This is a genomic window from Escherichia sp. WS33 (assembly GCF_046486385.1).
GTDB lineage: Bacteria > Pseudomonadota > Gammaproteobacteria > Enterobacterales > Enterobacteriaceae > ECMA0423.
In genome coordinates this window covers 33,021-50,358 of record NZ_JBJQLJ010000002.1, presented here as the reverse complement: position 1 = coordinate 50,358, position 17,338 = coordinate 33,021, and the positions used below count along the sequence as shown (strand labels likewise).

The 17,338-nt window shown below is 50.1% G+C and carries 14 protein-coding genes and 2 pseudogenes; 6 read left to right on the top strand and 10 right to left on the bottom strand.

All coding sequences use genetic code 11. The annotated features are described in order from the left end of the window. Window positions 1-3 precede the first annotated feature (3 nt). The 3 genes and pseudogenes from ydeA to ptrR all read right to left on the bottom strand — a co-directional run bounded on the left by ydeA (window position 4) and on the right by ptrR (window position 3,417). On the bottom strand, window positions 4-1,194 hold the full coding sequence (ydeA, locus tag ACJHXA_RS02285) for an L-arabinose MFS transporter (protein WP_000210784.1): 1,191 nt from the start codon (window positions 1,192-1,194) through the stop codon (window positions 4-6). A gap of 149 nt (window positions 1,195-1,343) precedes the next feature. After that, window positions 1,344-2,458: pseudogene (gene yneK, locus ACJHXA_RS02280) on the bottom strand (putative protein YneK). 77 nt (window positions 2,459-2,535) lie between these two features. Further along, the gene (ptrR, locus tag ACJHXA_RS02275; RefSeq protein WP_000366463.1) at window positions 2,536-3,417 is read right to left on the bottom strand and encodes a putrescine utilization regulator PtrR; all 882 of its coding nucleotides are present in this window, start codon (window positions 3,415-3,417) and stop codon (window positions 2,536-2,538) included. 100 nt (window positions 3,418-3,517) lie between these two features. On the opposite strand from ptrR, the gene sad reads away from it, so the two are divergent. From sad to ACJHXA_RS02245, 6 genes and pseudogenes are all read left to right on the top strand, one after another. After that, complete coding sequence (gene sad, locus ACJHXA_RS02270) at window positions 3,518-4,906, top strand: succinate-semialdehyde dehydrogenase (protein ID WP_001296740.1); 1,389 nt, start codon at window positions 3,518-3,520, stop codon at window positions 4,904-4,906. Between the two features lie 63 nt (window positions 4,907-4,969). Beyond that, window positions 4,970-5,896, top strand: a complete 927-nt coding sequence (gene glsB, locus ACJHXA_RS02265; RefSeq protein WP_000257409.1) for a glutaminase B — start codon at window positions 4,970-4,972, stop codon at window positions 5,894-5,896. Continuing rightward, window positions 5,896-6,255, top strand: coding sequence for a DUF4186 domain-containing protein (locus ACJHXA_RS02260; RefSeq protein ID WP_001191027.1), 360 nt, complete (start codon window positions 5,896-5,898; stop codon window positions 6,253-6,255). The genes glsB and ACJHXA_RS02260 overlap by 1 nt, the downstream gene beginning before the upstream one ends. A 138-nt stretch (window positions 6,256-6,393) precedes the next feature. Beyond that, window positions 6,394-7,811, top strand: a pseudogene (locus ACJHXA_RS02255) (diguanylate cyclase domain-containing protein). A gap of 226 nt (window positions 7,812-8,037) precedes the next feature. Next, on the top strand, window positions 8,038-9,489 hold the full coding sequence (gene uxaB / locus ACJHXA_RS02250) for a tagaturonate reductase (RefSeq protein ID WP_000854624.1): 1,452 nt from the start codon (window positions 8,038-8,040) through the stop codon (window positions 9,487-9,489). Window positions 9,490-9,695: 206 nt separating this feature from the next. Next, complete coding sequence (locus tag ACJHXA_RS02245) at window positions 9,696-10,610, top strand: bestrophin family protein (RefSeq protein WP_000637082.1); 915 nt, start codon at window positions 9,696-9,698, stop codon at window positions 10,608-10,610. A gap of 3 nt (window positions 10,611-10,613) precedes the next feature. On the opposite strand, the gene tam is transcribed toward ACJHXA_RS02245, so the two are convergent. From tam to lsrA, 7 genes are read right to left on the bottom strand one after another with little or no spacing between them, the layout of a single operon-like run. Then, the gene (gene tam / locus ACJHXA_RS02240; protein WP_001286558.1) at window positions 10,614-11,372 is read right to left on the bottom strand and encodes a trans-aconitate 2-methyltransferase; all 759 of its coding nucleotides are present in this window, start codon (window positions 11,370-11,372) and stop codon (window positions 10,614-10,616) included. A gap of 56 nt (window positions 11,373-11,428) precedes the next feature. After that, window positions 11,429-11,719, bottom strand: coding sequence for a (4S)-4-hydroxy-5-phosphonooxypentane-2,3-dione isomerase (lsrG, locus tag ACJHXA_RS02235; protein WP_000558520.1), 291 nt, complete (start codon window positions 11,717-11,719; stop codon window positions 11,429-11,431). A gap of 23 nt (window positions 11,720-11,742) precedes the next feature. Further along, window positions 11,743-12,618: a 3-hydroxy-5-phosphonooxypentane-2,4-dione thiolase gene (lsrF, locus tag ACJHXA_RS02230; protein WP_000774169.1), complete on the bottom strand. Its 876-nt coding sequence runs from the start codon at window positions 12,616-12,618 to the stop codon at window positions 11,743-11,745. A gap of 26 nt (window positions 12,619-12,644) precedes the next feature. Further along, window positions 12,645-13,667 carry an autoinducer 2 ABC transporter substrate-binding protein LsrB gene (gene lsrB / locus ACJHXA_RS02225; RefSeq protein ID WP_000172479.1) on the bottom strand — a complete coding sequence of 341 codons (1,023 nt, stop codon included), beginning with the start codon at window positions 13,665-13,667 and terminating at the stop codon, window positions 12,645-12,647. Window positions 13,668-13,678: 11 nt separating this feature from the next. Beyond that, a complete protein-coding gene (gene lsrD, locus ACJHXA_RS02220; RefSeq protein WP_039023494.1) occupies window positions 13,679-14,671 on the bottom strand; it encodes an autoinducer 2 ABC transporter permease LsrD in 993 nt (330 codons plus the stop codon). Further along, window positions 14,671-15,699 carry an autoinducer 2 ABC transporter permease LsrC gene (gene lsrC / locus ACJHXA_RS02215; RefSeq protein WP_000911151.1) on the bottom strand — a complete coding sequence of 343 codons (1,029 nt, stop codon included), beginning with the start codon at window positions 15,697-15,699 and terminating at the stop codon, window positions 14,671-14,673. The genes lsrD and lsrC overlap by 1 nt, the downstream gene beginning before the upstream one ends. Continuing rightward, window positions 15,693-17,228 carry an autoinducer 2 ABC transporter ATP-binding protein LsrA gene (gene lsrA / locus ACJHXA_RS02210; RefSeq protein WP_001194881.1) on the bottom strand — a complete coding sequence of 512 codons (1,536 nt, stop codon included), beginning with the start codon at window positions 17,226-17,228 and terminating at the stop codon, window positions 15,693-15,695. The genes lsrC and lsrA overlap by 7 nt, the downstream gene beginning before the upstream one ends. Between the last annotated feature and the right edge of the window lie 110 nt (window positions 17,229-17,338).

The following is a 17,338-nucleotide window of genomic DNA, read 5'->3' as shown; positions in this document are numbered from 1 at the left end:
CAACTATTGCGTCTGTTCTTCGAGTGTCACTGGCCAGCGGCGAAATATAATGATTGACCAAATTAACGCGGCAAAAGCAGGCACCGCGCCCACATAACCAATCATCGACATTGACCAGTGCAGACTCACCTGATTACCTACCAACGCACCCGCCCCGATTCCAATATTAAATATCCCGGAGAATAGCGCCATCGCGACGTCGGTGGCATCTGGTGCCAGCGCCAGCACTTTAACCTGCATACCAAGCCCGATGATCATCATCGCGATCCCCCAGAAAATACTCAGCACCCCGAGGTGTATTTCACTGTTCGCCGCAGGTAGCAGCAGTGCCAGGCACACCAGCAACAGCGCAATCGCCGTACTTACCAACGCAGACGCATACTGATTACCCAGTTTACCGAAAATTACGCTGCCAATAATGCCCGCACCACCGAGTAATAACAGTAATGCCGTGGCAAAGTTGGCGCTGAATCCCGCAATGTTTTGCACAAAAGGCTCGATATAGCTGTATGCCGTGTAATGGGCGGTGACAACCACCACAGTTAACAAATAAATGCTCATCAATGCCGGGCGGCGGAACAATAGCGGGAGGCTTTTCAATGAACCGGAATGCTCACTGGGCAGTAAGGGAAGTAACTTAATCAGGCACAAAAGGGTGATAAGCGCCGCAATACCAATCGCGAAGAAGGTCATTCGCCAACCGAAATACTGGCCCACAATACGCCCGAGAGGTAAACCTAAGACCATCGCCAGTGCTGTACCGGTGGCAATTAAACTCAATGCCTGTGCTCGCTTCCCGGCCGGAGCCATACGGATCGCCAGAGACGCCGTAATCGACCAGAAAATCGCATGCGCAAAAGCCACACCAATGCGACTGATCACCAGAACGGTAAAGCTCCACGATAAAAACGACAGTACATGGCTGGCAATAAACACCACAAACAGGCAGATCAGTAATTTGCGCCGTTCAACCTGGCTGGTCATTAACATAAAAGGCAATGACATTAGCGCCACTACCCATGCATAAATGGTCAACATAATGCCGACCTGAGCGGTTTGCATGTGAAAACTTTGCGCAATGTCAGAGAGCAGGCCAACAGGGACAAATTCGGTGGTGTTGAAGATGAAGGCGGCGACTGCCAGCGTAACGACCCGTAGCCACGCCACTTTGCGGGAAACAGTGTTTGTTGTCATAACAGATTATCGGGTGAGTTGCGAAAAAGTGATGAAATGATCTTAAAACGGTTAATGATGTGAATACAATGCATTTGTGATCTGGATCGCGTTTTCCGTTTCTCTGACGCTGATTCTGTTCCGCGTCAGAGAGTCGGTAACATCACGGTTTAATGACGTTCAGGGAGGTCTGGCGTTTTGGCGATTGCGGGTATAGGTGGTCTGACAGGGGAGCGAGGCCTGTTTTTCACCAGGTCTTCGTGAGTAACTTTTGGCGGCGTTTCATTTTTACAAACAGTTTGAGGGTCCTGCGCGCCATATGTTTGATAATTTTATCATCACTTAATGATGCTGGCATCAACACGTCATTCAGATCACTTTCATTGGGATTCATAAATTGGTGATAGTGCAATAACATATTGGCGAAAAATAAAAAAAAGTCCTGAAAATGAGGAGATTCTTGTTCTGCTAAAAGGGATAAAAAGCAGATGCAGACTTCGGGTAGTACATGTTTGTTAGAACCTAATGAATCCATCAGGCTTTGCAATAAATCCTCTTTTAATTCGCTGTCCGTTATGTCGAGAATGGCGGTGTTCAAGTTAGGATCTTTATTGACGAACCATCTGTGAACCTCAGAGTTATTCCATAATCGGGGGAGTATGACAAAATTACCGCGAGAGATAAAATTCAGGACAAGCAAATCAAACTGGCGTAAGTAATCTGCAGCGGTATGGTGATCCGGAGGCAGGGGTTCAATATGTGGTGTATGCGCTCTTTTGATGGGAGCGCCAGGGTTGATCATCGGAAATTGTTCAATAAAATCATTCAGAAACAGAAAGGGCACACGCTCGACGCCGGTCTGAAATACGCGCCCCATAGTGACAGGCTTTGGGTTGGGAGCGCAAAAAATATTAATTTCTCCATCATGGCGAAAATTATCTAAATAAATAGGGCTTAAATTTATTACTACCTGAAATTCAATATTTTCTTTGTGTCTTCCATTCTTGACGGGATAAGTGAGTTTAAACTGAACCTTTTCATTGTATAGCGTGTCGTTACCCCGGAAAGAAGTCCTCTGAATATATGATAAGTTATCAAGGTTATTAAATATCTTTTTTGTGGCTGAGTTGATGTTTAAAGACGTGCGCCACTCTTCATCACATATTATGGTACTGAGTGCATCAATAAAATCCTTTAAAACTTCTTTTACCTGAGGTGCAATATTACGAGCGGGAAAATCATCAGGAAGAGATATATAATTGCTGATGCTTACTGGCGTAACCATATTTGCCCCATATAGTCATAAGTCATCGGAACATCACTATATAGGGCATTTGAGCTGCAAGAACTATCAAAAATAGCTCATTGGTAACCCTGTTTTGCCGAGTCAGGCACATCCAGTAGTTGAATAAATGCCTCAAGCGGACGCGTTTTCGCACCACGACGCCAGACCAGCCAGGTTGTTAACCAACGCCATTGCTCAGCTAACGGCCACGCTTCAACCTGGTGATGCCCCGGCATACTTTCCAGCATAGAGCGTGGAATAAGCGCAATGCCTGCTCCTGCGACCACACAGGCCAACATCCCGTGATACGACTCCATCTCGTGAATAGTTCCCGGAGCGGCACCGTCAGCATGAAACCAGCTCTCGAAGTGGCGACGATACGAACAATTGGCGCGGAAGGCATAAATGTTACTGCCGTTAACCTGACTGGCGCGGATTACTGGCGCATGACCTTGTGGCGTGACGATCATCAGCTCCTCGCGGTATACCGGTATCCCGTCAATGGCAGTATGGTTAATGGGCCCATCAATAAATGCCGCATTCAGTTTTCCCTCCAGCACTCCTTCCAGCATAGTGCCGGAAGGGCCGGTGGAAAGTGAAAACTGAATTTTGGGATAACGATGGTTGAATTCCGCCAGCGTGGCCGGAATGCGCACTGCTGCGGTGCTTTCCAGCGAACCAAGAGAAAATAAACCTTGCGGCTCATCGCCAGCGACAACGCTCCGCGCTTCATCCACTAACGCGAGAATTTGTTGGCTATAGCGTAAAAAGTTATGCCCGGCAGGAGAGAGACGTAAACGCTGATTCTCGCGAATAAACAGATCTACCCCCAGTTCTGTTTCCAGCTGGCGTAGACGGGTAGTGAGATTCGACGGCACGCGATGCACTATTGCTGCTGCCTGGGTTATGCTGCCAGCTTCGGCAACCGCGTTGAACATCTCCAGTTGTGTCAGATCCATAATATTCTCGATTCGTGAATAAGTGGCTTAATATTATTCATTTTAAAGCAAGAGTAAATCTGCGTATCTTCATACCATGACTCATAAAGGAGATACCCCGATGACCATTACTCCGGCAACTCATGCAATTTCAATAAATCCTGCCACGGGTGAACAACTTTCTGTGCTGCCGTGGGCTGGCGCTAACGATATCGAAAACGCACTTCAGCTGGCGGCAGCAGGCTTTCGCGACTGGCGCGAGACAAATATAGATTATCGTGCTGAAAAACTGCGTGGTATCGGTAAGGCTCTGCGCGCCCGTAGCGAAGAAATGGCGCAAATGATCACCCGTGAAATGGGCAAACCAATCAATCAGGCGCGCGCTGAAGTGGCGAAATCGGCGAATTTGTGTGACTGGTATGCAGAACATGGTCCGGCAATGCTGAAGGCGGAACCTACGCTGGTGGAAAATCAGCAGGCAGTTATTGAGTATCGACCGTTGGGGACGATTCTGGCGATTATGCCGTGGAATTTTCCGTTATGGCAGGTGATGCGTGGCGCGGTTCCCATCATTCTTGCAGGTAACGGCTACTTACTTAAACATGCGCCGAATGTGATGGGCTGTGCTCAGCTCATTGCCCAGGTGTTTAAAGATGCGGGAATCCCGCAAGGCGTATATGGCTGGCTGAATGCCGACAACGACGGTGTCAGTCAAATGATTAAAGATTCGCGCATTGCTGCTGTCACGGTGACCGGAAGTGTTCGTGCGGGAGCGGCTATTGGCGCACAGGCTGGAGCGGCACTGAAAAAATGCGTACTGGAACTGGGCGGTTCGGATCCATTTATTGTGCTTAACGATGCCGATCTGGAACTGGCGGTTAAAGCGGCGGTAGCCGGACGTTATCAGAATACCGGACAGGTTTGTGCAGCGGCAAAACGCTTTATTATCGAAGAGGGAATTGCTTCTGCATTTACCGAACGTTTTGTGGCAGCTGCGGCAGCCTTGAAAATGGGCGATCCCCGTGATGAAGAGAACGCTCTCGGACCAATGGCTCGTTTTGATTTACGTGATGAGCTGCATCATCAGGTGGAGAAAACCCTGGCGCAGGGTGCGCGTTTGTTACTGGGCGGGGAAAAGATGGCTGGGGCAGGTAACTACTATCCGCCAACGGTTCTGGCGAATGTTACCCCAGAAATGACCGCGTTTCGGGAAGAAATGTTTGGCCCTGTTGCGGCAATCACCGTTGCGAAAGATGCAGAACATGCGCTGGAACTGGCTAATGATAGTGAGTTCGGCCTTTCAGCGACCATTTTTACCACCGACGAAACACAGGCCAGACAGATGGCGGCACGTCTGGAATGCGGTGGGGTGTTTATCAATGGTTATTGTGCCAGCGACGCGCGAGTGGCCTTTGGTGGCGTGAAAAAGAGTGGCTTTGGTCGTGAGCTTTCCCATTTCGGCTTACACGAATTCTGTAATATCCAGACGGTGTGGAAAGACCGGATCTGACGCGACATATTCAGCTCTGATATACTCGCAGGTCTTTTCAGACCTGCGGTCCAGGAGTAGAAAGTGGCAGTCGCCATGGATAATGCAATTTTAGAAAACATCTTGCGGCAAGTGCGGCCGCTCATTGGTCAGGGTAAAGTCGCGGATTATATTCCGGCGCTGGCTACAGTAGACGGTTCCCGATTGGGGATTGCTATCTGTACCGTTGACGGACAGCTTTTTCAGGCCGGAGACGCGCAAGAACGTTTTTCCATTCAGTCTATTTCCAAAGTGCTGAGTCTCGTTGTCGCCATGCGTCATTACTCCGAAGAGGAAATCTGGCAACGCGTCGGCAAAGATCCGTCTGGATCACCGTTCAATTCTTTAGTGCAACTGGAAATGGAACAGGGTATTCCGCGTAATCCGTTCATTAATGCCGGTGCGCTGGTGGTCTGCGATATGTTGCAAGGGCGACTAAGCGCACCACGGCAACGTATGCTGGAAGTCGTGCGCGGCTTAAGCGGTGTGTCTGATATTTCATACGATACGGTGGTAGCGCGTTCCGAATTTGAACATTCCGCGCGAAATGCGGCTATCGCCTGGCTGATGAAGTCGTTTGGCAATTTCCATCATGACGTGACAACCGTTCTGCAAAACTACTTTCATTACTGCGCTCTGAAAATGAGCTGTGTAGAGCTGGCCCGGACGTTTGTCTTTCTGGCTAATCAGGGGAAAGCTATTCATATTGATGAACCTGTGGTGACGCCAATGCAGGCGCGGCAAATTAACGCGCTGATGGCGACCAGTGGTATGTACCAGAACGCGGGGGAGTTTGCCTGGCGGGTGGGACTACCGGCGAAATCTGGCGTTGGTGGCGGTATTGTGGCGATTGTTCCGCATGAAATGGCCATCGCAGTCTGGAGTCCGGAACTGGATGATGCAGGTAACTCGCTTGCGGGTATCGCCGTCCTTGAACAATTGACGAAACAGTTAGGGCGTTCGGTTTATTAATGCAGTCTCTCGATCCACTCTTCGCGCGTTTATCCCGTTCAAAATTTCGCTCTCGCTTTCGTCTGGGCATGAAAGAGCGTCAGTATTGCCTGGAGAAAGGCGCGCCAGTCATCGAACAACATGCGGCGGATTTTGTCGCTAAACGTCTTGCTCCGGCATTACCGGCTAATGACGGTAAGCAAACCCCCATGCGCGGGCATCCGGTGTTTATCGCTCAGCACGCCACCGCGACCTGCTGTCGCGGTTGTCTGGCTAAGTGGCATAACATTCCGCAGGGTGTTTCGTTAAGCGAAGAACAACAACGTTATATCGTGGCGGTAATCTATCACTGGCTGGTTGTACAGATGAATCAGCCATGAGAATTGCGGAAAACGATAAAATAGCATTCCCAGGGTACCTTTATTTGCCGCCGCTGTTAGCGAACATGCTATCCTTTATGTGAATTTACTTATTACGTTGAGATAATTGCCACCCGCAATTGTATGGACAGATAATTAATGCATGTACACCCCATTTCAACTTTCCGTTTGTTCCAGGAAGGTCATCTGCTACGTAATAGCATCGCTATTTTTGCGCTAACCACGCTGTTCTATTTTATTGGTGCAGAGTTACGGCTGGTTCACGAACTTTCTCTTTTCTGGCCGCTGAATGGCGTAATGGCGGGGTGTTTGCCCGCTATGTCTGGCTTAATCGACTGCATTACTATGCGATCAGTTATGTGGCGATGCTGGTTTATGATGCCATAACCACCGAATGGGGACTGGTTTCACTGGTTATCAATTTCTCCAATATGATGTTTATTGTTACCGTCGCCTTACTGGTCGTGCGGGATAAGCGTCTGGGGAAAAATAAGTATGAGCCAGTAAGTGCCTTACGGCTATTTAATTACTGTCTGATTGCCGCATTATTATGCGCTATTGTCGGGGCGATTGGTTCGGTCAGTATTGATAGTCTGGATTTCTGGCCTTTGCTTGCGGACTGGTTCAGTGAGCAATTCTCAACGGGCGTGTTGATCGTGCCTTGTATGCTGACGTTGGCTATTCCTGGAGTGCTGCCGCGCTTTAAAGCAGAACAGATGATGCCCGCCATCGCGCTTATTGTGTCGGTTATTGCCTCGGTAGTCATTGGCGGAGCGGGGAGTCTGGCGTTCCCGCTGCCTGCATTAATCTGGTGTGCAGTGCGCTATACGCCGCAGGTAACATGTCTGTTGACCTTTGTCACCGGTGCGGTGGAAATCGTACTGGTGGCAAATTCGGTGATTGATATCTCGGTCGGTTCGCCGTTCTCCATTCCGGAAATGTTCTCCGCACGTCTCGGTATTGCCACGATGGCGATATGCCCAATTATGGTTTCTTTTAGCGTGGCAGCGATCAATTCGCTAATGAAGCAAGTTGCGCTGCGAGCCGACTTTGATTTTCTGACTCAGGTTTACTCACGGTCCGGTCTTTATGAGGCGCTGAAAAGTCCATCGCTGAAACAGACACAACATCTGACGGTCATGCTGCTTGATATCGACTATTTCAAAAGCATTAACGATAACTATGGACATGAATGTGGCGATAAAGTGTTAAGCGTGTTTGCCCGGCATATTCAGAAGATTGTCGGTGATAAGGGGCTGGTGGCGCGCATGGGCGGCGAAGAATTTGCTGTTGCAGTGCCGTCGGTGAATCCTGTCGATGGTCTGCTAATGGCGGAAAAAATCCGTAAAGGCGTTGAACTGCAACCATTCACCTGGCAACAAAAAACGCTTTATCTCACGGTAAGTATTGGCGTCGGTAGTGGTCGCGCATCGTACCGAACGCTGACCGATGATTTTAATAAATTGATGGTCGAAGCCGATACGTGTCTGTATCGCTCGAAGAAAGATGGGCGCAACCGTACCAGCACTATGCGTTACGGTGAGGAAGTTGTCTGACATCTTTATTCATTCCGCGCGATTTGAATGCAATGTGTTCTACCACTTTATGATCCAGGAAAAGGCGTATTTCCTCGATTAAACCATGATCCGCGCCACACTTTTCTCATAAAACTGCTCATTAATCATCAGGAGTTGATCAAAACAGGGGTTCGGCGTATTAAAGTTTGCTAACCTGTCGTACCAATTCAAACAGGTTGTATGACTAATCAGAAGGGAACCCATTGTGAAAACACTAAATCGTCGCGATTTTCCCGGTGCACAGTATCCAGAACGTATCATTCAGTTTGGTGAAGGTAACTTCCTGCGCGCCTTTGTTGACTGGCAAATCGATCTCCTGAATGAGCACACCGATCTGAATTCTGGCGTGGTCGTTGTTCGTCCGATTGAAACTTCATTCCCGCCGTCACTGAGCACGCAGGATGGTCTGTACACCACCATTATCCGTGGCCTGAATGAGAAGGGGGAAGCGGTCAGCGACGCGCGTCTGATTCGCTCTGTTAATCGTGAAATCAGCGTCTACAGTGAATACGATGAATTCCTGAAACTGGCGCACAATCCGGAAATGCGCTTTGTTTTCTCTAACACCACCGAAGCGGGTATCAGCTACCATGCGGGCGATAAATTCGATGACGCGCCAGCGGTAAGCTATCCCGCAAAACTGACCCGTCTGCTGTTCGAACGTTTTAGCCATTTCAACGGTGCGCTGGATAAAGGTTGGATCATCATCCCGTGTGAGTTGATCGACTACAATGGCGACGCGTTGCGTGAACTGGTGCTGCGCTATGCGCAAGAGTGGGCACTGCCAGAAGCATTTATTCAATGGCTGGATCAGGCTAACAGCTTCTGTTCTACGCTGGTGGACCGTATCGTTACCGGTTATCCGCGCGATGAAGTGGCTAAACTGGAAGAAGAGCTGGGTTATCACGATGGTTTCCTCGACACCGCTGAACACTTTTACCTGTTTGTGATTCAGGGGCCGAAATCCTTAGCGACTGAGCTGCGCCTGGACAAATATCCACTCAACGTGCTGATTGTTGACGATATTAAACCGTATAAAGAGCGCAAAGTGGCAATCCTCAACGGTGCTCACACCGCGCTGGTGCCGGTGGCGTTCCAGGCAGGGCTGGATACCGTAGGTGAAGCGATGAACGATGCTGAAATTTGCGCATTCGTTGAAAAAGCTATCTACGAAGAAATTATTCCGGTACTGGATTTGCCTCGTGATGAATTGGAATCTTTCGCCAGTGCAGTCACCGGGCGTTTCCGTAACCCGTACATTAAGCATCAGCTGCTGTCTATCGCGCTCAACGGTATGACCAAGTTCCGCACCCGCATCCTGCCGCAGCTGCTGGCAGGGCAGAAGGCAAAAGGCACACTTCCGGCGCGCCTTACTTTCGCATTAGCGGCATTGATTGCCTTCTATCGCGGTGAGCGTAACGGAGAAACATATCCGGTACAGGACGATGCACACTGGCTGGAACGTTATCAGCAACTCTGGAGCCAGCATCGTGACCGTGTTATCGGTACCCAGGAACTGGTAGCGATTGTGTTGGCAGAAAAAGACCACTGGGAGCAGGACCTGACGCAAGTGCCTGGTCTGGTCGAGCAGGTTGCTAATGACCTGGATGCGATTCTTGAAAAAGGGATGCGCGAAGCTGTACGTCCGTTGTGCTAATAACACCGTTACTTCTGAACCCGGTTTCGACCGGGTTTCTTATTTCACTATATTAGTTACAACATCCTATGTGCCTTTATCATTAACAGATGCCACATGCAGCGCCTGTTAATGTTGTAAGCTTGTAGGTAATTTGTAAGTAGCGTCTTGAGAATGTGATCGTAATCACGTTTAATAGGGCGACTTTTTCACGCCTGAAGATAACCATGATTGTTCGTCCACAACAACACTGGCTGCGCCGTATTTTTGTCTGGCACGGCTCAGTATTATCCAAGATATCATCGCGCTTACTACTCAATTTTCTCTTTTCTATCGCTGTTATTTTCATGCTGCCCTGGTACACGCATCTGGGCATCAAATTCACCCTCGCACCGTTCAGCATTCTCGGTGTCGCCATCGCCATTTTTCTTGGTTTTCGTAATAATGCCGGGTACGCCCGTTACGTTGAAGCGCGAAAACTTTGGGGGCAGTTGATGATTGCCTCACGGTCGTTACTGCGCGAGGTAAAAACGACATTGCCGGATTCGGCAAGTGTAAGGGAGTTTGCCCGGTTGCAAATCGCCTTCGCCCACTGTTTACGCATGACATTACGCAAACAGCCACAGGCGGAAGTGCTGGCTCATTATCTCAAGACTGAAGATCTTCAGCCTGTACTGGCTTCGAACTCTCCAGCTAACCGTATCTTGTTAATAATGGGGGAGTGGTTGGCGGTTCAGCGCCGCAATGGGCAGCTTTCAGATATCCTGTTTATTAGCCTCAACGATCGGCTTAATGATATTTCAGCGGTCCTGGCAGGATGCGAGCGCATTGCCTATACGCCAATTCCCTTTGCCTACACCCTGATTTTGCATCGTACCGTTTATCTGTTTTGTATCATGCTGCCGTTCGCGCTGGTCGTGGACCTGCATTACATGACGCCTTTTATCTCTGTGCTGATTTCCTACACTTTTATTTCGCTGGATTGTCTGGCGGAAGAACTGGAAGATCCGTTCGGTACTGAAAACAATGATTTACCGCTGGATGCCATCTGCAACGCTATTGAAATTGACCTGTTACAGATGAACGATGAAGCCGAAATTCCAGCAAAAATTCTTCCCGATCGTCATTACCAGCTGACGTGATATTTACTCCATACGCCGGGCAACAATAAAAAGACGCGGAAATGCCAGCAGTATCTGTCCGTTCTCTTGCAGTGGATACTGCTCTTCCAGCATCTGATGGTAGCGCTTAAGAAAAAGCTGCTGTTCGCTCTCGGTCAGATCCTGTAACCACGGACGTAATCCAGTGGCGGTCACCCAATCGATAATCGCCTGGTGTGACGGCATCTGGTGATAGTAGGTGGTTCGCCAGATATCGACCTCACATCCGGCTTCGCTCAAAATATCGTAGTAAGCATGAACGCCAGCCAACGGCTCACGCCCGCGATCCGGGTAGTTTTGTTCCCAGGCAACTTCGCGCATGAGCACATGGGTCGGCTCCAGCCAGTTATCTGGCATCTGTACTGCCAGCACGCCCTGCGGATTAAGTAAAGAAACCAGATGAGGAAACAATTCGTAGTGGTCGGGCAGCCATTGCAGTGAGGCATTAGCAAAAATCAGATCGAGTGCCTGTACCGGTTGCCAGTTGCGGATGTCTGCTTCCACGAACTGGCAGTCTGGCAAAGCACTGCGCGCTTCAGCAATCATCGCCGGAGACGAGTCGATGCCTGTTATCCTGGCAGCAGGCCAACGTTGGTTTAGAAGGGCGGTGCTGTTACCTGGGCCACAGCCAAGATCGGCAACGTATTCGATATTCTCCAGCGGTACTCTGGCAAGCAGCTCCACCGCCGGACGCGATCGTTCAGCGGCAAAGTGCAGATATAAAGAGGGGTTCCAGTCAGACATTTATTTACTCCCGTCAGCGCGTTACCCCAATTGTAGATAAAACTGATGAATTCGCCTCACGGCATCAACCCATTGAACAGACGTTTTTTACGCGGCCCGGTCATTAAAGATTCCAGTTTCGCGACACAGGTTTTGTAGTGGGGCGTGGTTTTATGGAATGCCACTGCGTCTTCATCTTTATAGGCTTCGTAGATATAAAAGCGCGAATTCACTTCTGGGTCCTGTAAGACATCGAAGCGCAAATTGCCTTCTTCCTGTACAGAGCCCAGGTGGTTCTGGCGAAAAACTTCGATAAACTCGTCAATCTTGTCTTCATGAACGTTAATTTCAACCAGTGTGACGTGCATAATTCTTCTCCTTAAATCCGCAGTTACTGTTTTTCACTCAGATAGAGTTCATATGCCCGATCAGCCGTTTCGTTATGGTGAACCACCGCCTGTACGGCTTTCATCATCGCCACCGGATGGTCAGACTGGAAAATATTACGCCCCATATCCACACCAGAAGCGCCCTGATCGATAGCCTGCCAGCACATTTCCAGCGCCTCGCGCTCCGGTAATTTTTTACCGCCAGCAATAACAATGGGTACCGGACATCCGGCAACAATCCGTTCAAAACCTTTTTCGACATAATAGGTTTTGATAATTTGCGCCCCCATTTCAGCGGCGATTCGAGTCGCGAGCGAGAAATAACGCTGATCGCGCACCATATCTTTGCCCACGCCAGTCACGGCCATGGTCGGCATTCCCACTTTCATTCCGGCATCGACCAGCTGAATAATATTTTTGATCGACTGATGTTCATATTCGCTGCCGATATAAACCTGCGCCGCCACCGCGCAACTGTTCAGGCGCACGGCGTCATCCATCGATAACGCCACGGCTTCATTACTTAATTCCGCCAGAATAGAGTTCGCACCTGACGCCCGCAGTACCACCGGCTTATTGGTCGCTGGGGGAACTACGCTGCGCAAAATGCCGCGCGTACACATTAATACATCGGCATGTTCAAACAGCGGGGCGATATTTATATCAATGCGTTCAAGTCCGGTAGTCGGCCCCTGAAAATAACCATGGTCAAAGGCCAGCATCACGGTTTTACCCGTTTTCGGATTAAATATCCGCGATAAGCGTGACTGCATTCCCCAATCCAGCGCACCGCAACCTTTTAGGATAAAAGGGATATTTTGTTGCGGTTGATCGGTACGAAAATCTTTACCATCTTTAATATCGTCTAAATCTGCCATAACTTACTCCGGTTAAGTAATGCACATCAGAAATCGTATTTGCCGATATTCTCTTTGTTGAATATCACGCGCTCCGGTAACAGTACGATGCCATTACCATCCGCTTCGTAGTCATAGCCCTGAACGCTGTTTGGCGAGACTTCCACCTGACCTACGCCCTGGATATCCAGCTTGTCGCCCGTTTTCATTGATCCTTTTTTCAATAATGCATCCGCGACATACACTGAAATTTTGCCTTGCTGAACCACATCCCACAGGCCAAATTCTTTCACCGTGCCGCGTTCCACATATGGACGCATCACGTTTGGCGTACTGAATCCGACAATCGCAACTTTGTCATTTTTCAGGTTTTCTGCGGCTTGTGCGGCAGCGGGCAGGGCGTTGGCGTCGGGGGCGATAATGGCGTCGAGATCGCTATACGCTTTTAATATTCCTTCTGCGGTTTGTAATGATTTAGTGGCATCGTTATAGCCAAACTGCGTAGTGACAATTTCCCAGCCAGGATGCTCTTTGGCGATTTTCGCTTTCGCTTCTTTCACCCACTGGTTTTGGTCCGTAACGGTGGGGCTTGAGTAGAAAAACGCGACTTTGGCTTTGTCTTTATTCACCTGACGCGCCGCCATATCCACCAACATACCTCCCAACTGGGCGGGCGTTCCCTGATTAATGTAGTAAGAGCGGCACTCCGGTTTAGTATCAGAGTCCCAGGTCAGCACTCTCACACCACGTTGCATGGCGCGTTTCAGTGCCGGACACAAGCCATCAGGCGAAACCGCAGAAACGATAATGGCGTTATAACCTTGATTGACGAAGTTATTAATCAACTGTACCTGACCAGAAACACTGGGTTCTGTCGGCCCGTCGTAGGTCACATCAACGCTCAGCTCTTTACCCGCTTGTTGTGCGCCGTTGCCACCGCTGGTAAAAAATCCCACGCCAACCAGTTTGGGAATAAATGCAATACGCTCTGCGGCCTGCACATTCATAGAGATTGCGGCAATGCCAAGAGCGCTAAGTAAGGCGATTTTCTTAAAGCGATGAAGTGTCATGAAGATATCCTTTATGGCAATGGGTTATTGGCCCGACGCGCCAGCCACTCTTTAATTTGCTGGCGATGCAGGCTAACGGAACGACCTACGACAACGACGATAAGTAGCGCACCGGAAAGGGCGCTGGACACCTGATTTGGCACTCCTGCCATTTGCAAACCTTGTTGCAAATATCCCACTAATAAAACCGCAATGGTGGTGCCGATAATGGAACCGGAACCACCATAAATATTGGCACCGCCAAGCACCACGGCGGTGATGGCGGGCATCAGAAACGACGCACCGAGATCGGAACGTGCTGAACCAAAATACGACACCAGCAGCACAGCGGCGACCGCAGACGCCAGCCCCGTCATGGCATAGAGCGCACATAAGGTGCGGTTAACTGGAATCGCGCTATAAAGCGCCACGCGCGGGCTTTGCCCAATCAAAAACACATTACGTCCGGCATGGGTTTTATGCAGCCAGAGCCAGAAAACGAGGAGACATATCAGGAAGATAATCAGCGGAACGGGGAGTCCCAGCACATCCAGGTTAGCGAAATCTGTAAACGCCATCGGGAATCCACCAATACCTTCGTACCCCGTCGCTCCGGCCATACCGGAAAGCAGCAGAGCGCTTCCGGCAAACAGATACAGCGTGCCAAGCGTAATCACCAGCGGGTTAACTTTGGTATAGATAATTAATCCGGCGTTGATCAGCCCGCACAATGCGCCGAGCAGTAAGGTCAGGAGTATCGCCAGCGGCATCGGCACACCACTTTGAAACAGTACGCCCAATGCAATGGCGCAGAGGCCGATGGTCGAACCAAACGAAATATCGATCCCGCCACTGACAATCACCATCGTCAGCGGTAGGGCGACAATGCCAATGCAGATAAAGTCACTGGTGCTGAACAGCAACATATTGAGATCTAACATCCGCGGGTTAATTGCACCAAATGCGACAATCTCAATAACGAGCAGTGCGGCAAGAGCCAGTTCCCAACCGTAGCGAATACGCATTATGCGGCCTCCCGATTTTTACCTGACGAAGCGGGTTTAACGGATGGCGGTGGCGTCATAAAGCGGGCATATTTTTGCCGCCGTAGATTACGTTCCAGCGCACAACGCAGGCGTCCATCAAACACCAGCACCGCCAGCAGCACGAGGCCCGCGATAAAATCGTTCCACCATGCCGGAATGCGCAACAGCACCAGTACGCTATCGATCTGCGTCAGGAACCATGCGCCGAGTACCGCACCAATGATCGCACCGGAACCGCCGAGCAAACTAATGCCGCCCAGCACGCAGGCTGCAATTGCTTTCATCTCCAGCCCGGTACCGGTCTGGTTGGGGATAAAACCAATCTGCGAAGCAAACACAATTCCCGCCAGTGCCGCCATGCAGCCGTTCAACGAAAATGCCACAATGCGAATGGCTTCCGTACGAACACCCAGTTGACGAGCGCCCTGTAAATTATCGCCCGTGGCATAAAAACTGCGTCCAAACGCCGTCTTTGCCAGCAGCCAGGCCATAAATGCCACCAGAATTATCGTCAACCAACCAATCGCGGAAACGCCAAACAGCAGCGGTGCGGAGAGCTCTTTCAGTTCGGCGGGTAACCCTTCAATCCATTTGCCGCCAGTCCACAGCAACATGATGCCTCTGTACAACCCTAACGTGCCAAGGGTGGCAACAATGGCAGGGATCTTTAGCCACGCGACCAGGACACCGTTGAAAAATCCCGCGAGCAAACCAAGCAGTAAAGTCGCGACACAGGCAACAGGTAGTGAATATCCTGCGTTCAGTAACATCCCCAACAGCACCGCGCACATTCCGGTAATCGAACCCACTGAAACATCAATATTGCGCGTAAGCATTACCAGCGTCGCGCCCATTGCCAGTAGGATCAGGATTTGCGCGCTGCTATAAACCATGGTCAGCGTTTGCACACTTAAATACTGGCGGTCGAGAAAACCGGGGAATACAAACAGCAGCACCACCGCCAGCAATGCCGTGATTTCACGGTTGTTCTGAATAAACTTCAGCATGATGCCTCCTGACGCTGACTATCGCCGAAGGCAACGCGCATAATAGTCTCGACATTAATATCGCGCCCGGTCAGTGCAGAGTGGGTAATTTCGCCCTGATGCATCACATACACACGATCTGCCATCAGTTCGATCTCTTCCAGATCAGAGGAGATAAGCAGCACAGCCACATTCTGTGCGGCGATGCTGCGCAACAGCTGGTAGATATCATTACGTGCCGAGACATCCACGCCGCGCGTCGGCTCATCGACAATCAATACTTGCGGCGAAGCTTCCAGGCATTTGGCAATGAGGATTTTTTGCTGGTTGCCACCGGATAATGTCCGTGCAGCTTGTTCCGGTTGGTTAAATTTAATATTCAGCGCCCGACGATAACGTTCCAGGGTGGCATTATCTTTCGCGGTTTTCGCCCAGAATCCACGAAGGTTATGAGTAAGGGCGCAGACGTTCCAGGCCAGCGAAGCATCGAGATTCAGTCCGGATGACTGGCGATCTTCCGGCAGATAAACCAGACCGCGCAGTAAACGTTCTCCAGTGGATAATTTATTGATCTCTTTACCATTCAGCATAATGCGTCCGCCACGCAAAGTACGCAGACCATAGAGCGTCTCGGCCAGTTCTGTGCGTCCGGCTCCCACCAGCCCAGCCAGGCCCAGAATTTCTCCGGCATTGAGCGTCAGGCTGACATTCCTGAAACCTTCGCCGGTCAGATTTTCCAGTGTCAGCACCGGCGTTCCGGCAGCATGTTGTGGGCGGTTACCAGGTAACTCCAGCCATAATTTTTGGCTGGCAGAGAGCGATTTTTCCCGTACCGCTGGGGTGATGGCCTGAATAATGTCGTCGGTAGACAGTTCGCTGGTTTTGCCGCTTAAGGCGATGGTTCCGTCGCGCATCACGCTAATTCGATCGGCAATCTGGCGAATTTCCGGCAGCTTATGCGAGATAAAAACAATACCCACGCCAGTAGCAAGCAGCTCTTGCAAGCGACTAAACAAGCGTTCGGTTTCCGCAGGGGTAAGCGAGGCGGTAGGTTCATCGAGGATCAGAATCCGCGAGTCGCGCATCAGCCCGCGGAGGATTTCCACCATTTGGCGATCGGCGACATCCAGCGATCCTGCCAGACTATGCAGATCAAACTGGCAGCCCAGCGCCGCCAGCAAGTTCTTCATTTTTTGCATGGAGAGCTGTTTTTTTGCCATCCCAAACAGGATGTTTTCTTTTATCGACAGGCTTGGGAAAAGCAGCGGTTCCTGGGGAACGAGATAAATGCCCAGCTGATGAGCATGAACTGGCGTTAATCTGGCGTAGTTGTTGCCCCCAATCTCCAGCGTACCGCTATCAGCAGGGGTAATACCGGCAATAATCTTCATTAACGTCGATTTACCGGCACCATTGCCGCCGAGCAGGGCGTGGACCTCCCCCTGATGCAACGTAAAATCGATGCCTTTCAGGACATTGACCCCTGAATACTGTTTATAAACCGAGCGGGCGCAAAGTAGCGGTAACGCGCGGGTATCACTCGTTTGCATATTTCCCCCGTTCAGTTTTGCAGGTGAGTTTTGAACAAATGTATTTCTGCTTTTAATTTGTTCATAACCTTAGGTGGACATTGCACATATTTCCGACGAATAGATCACAA

Coding starts and splice junctions, on each gene's coding strand:
- lsrD (WP_039023494.1), bottom strand. CDS start 14,671: ATGCGTATTCGCTACGGTTGGGAACTGGCTCTTGCCGCACTGCTCGTT.
- ptrR (WP_000366463.1), bottom strand. CDS start 3,417: ATGGATCTGACACAACTGGAGATGTTCAACGCGGTTGCCGAAGCTGGC.
- lsrB (WP_000172479.1), bottom strand. CDS start 13,667: ATGACACTTCATCGCTTTAAGAAAATCGCCTTACTTAGCGCTCTTGGC.
- tam (WP_001286558.1), bottom strand. CDS start 11,372: ATGTCTGACTGGAACCCCTCTTTATATCTGCACTTTGCCGCTGAACGA.
- ydeA (WP_000210784.1), bottom strand. CDS start 1,194: ATGACAACAAACACTGTTTCCCGCAAAGTGGCGTGGCTACGGGTCGTT.
- sad (WP_001296740.1), top strand. CDS start 3,518: ATGACCATTACTCCGGCAACTCATGCAATTTCAATAAATCCTGCCACG.
- lsrA (WP_001194881.1), bottom strand. CDS start 17,228: ATGCAAACGAGTGATACCCGCGCGTTACCGCTACTTTGCGCCCGCTCG.
- lsrC (WP_000911151.1), bottom strand. CDS start 15,699: ATGCTGAAGTTTATTCAGAACAACCGTGAAATCACGGCATTGCTGGCG.
- lsrF (WP_000774169.1), bottom strand. CDS start 12,618: ATGGCAGATTTAGACGATATTAAAGATGGTAAAGATTTTCGTACCGAT.
- ACJHXA_RS02245 (WP_000637082.1), top strand. CDS start 9,696: ATGATTGTTCGTCCACAACAACACTGGCTGCGCCGTATTTTTGTCTGG.
- ACJHXA_RS02260 (WP_001191027.1), top strand. CDS start 5,896: ATGCAGTCTCTCGATCCACTCTTCGCGCGTTTATCCCGTTCAAAATTT.
- lsrG (WP_000558520.1), bottom strand. CDS start 11,719: ATGCACGTCACACTGGTTGAAATTAACGTTCATGAAGACAAGATTGAC.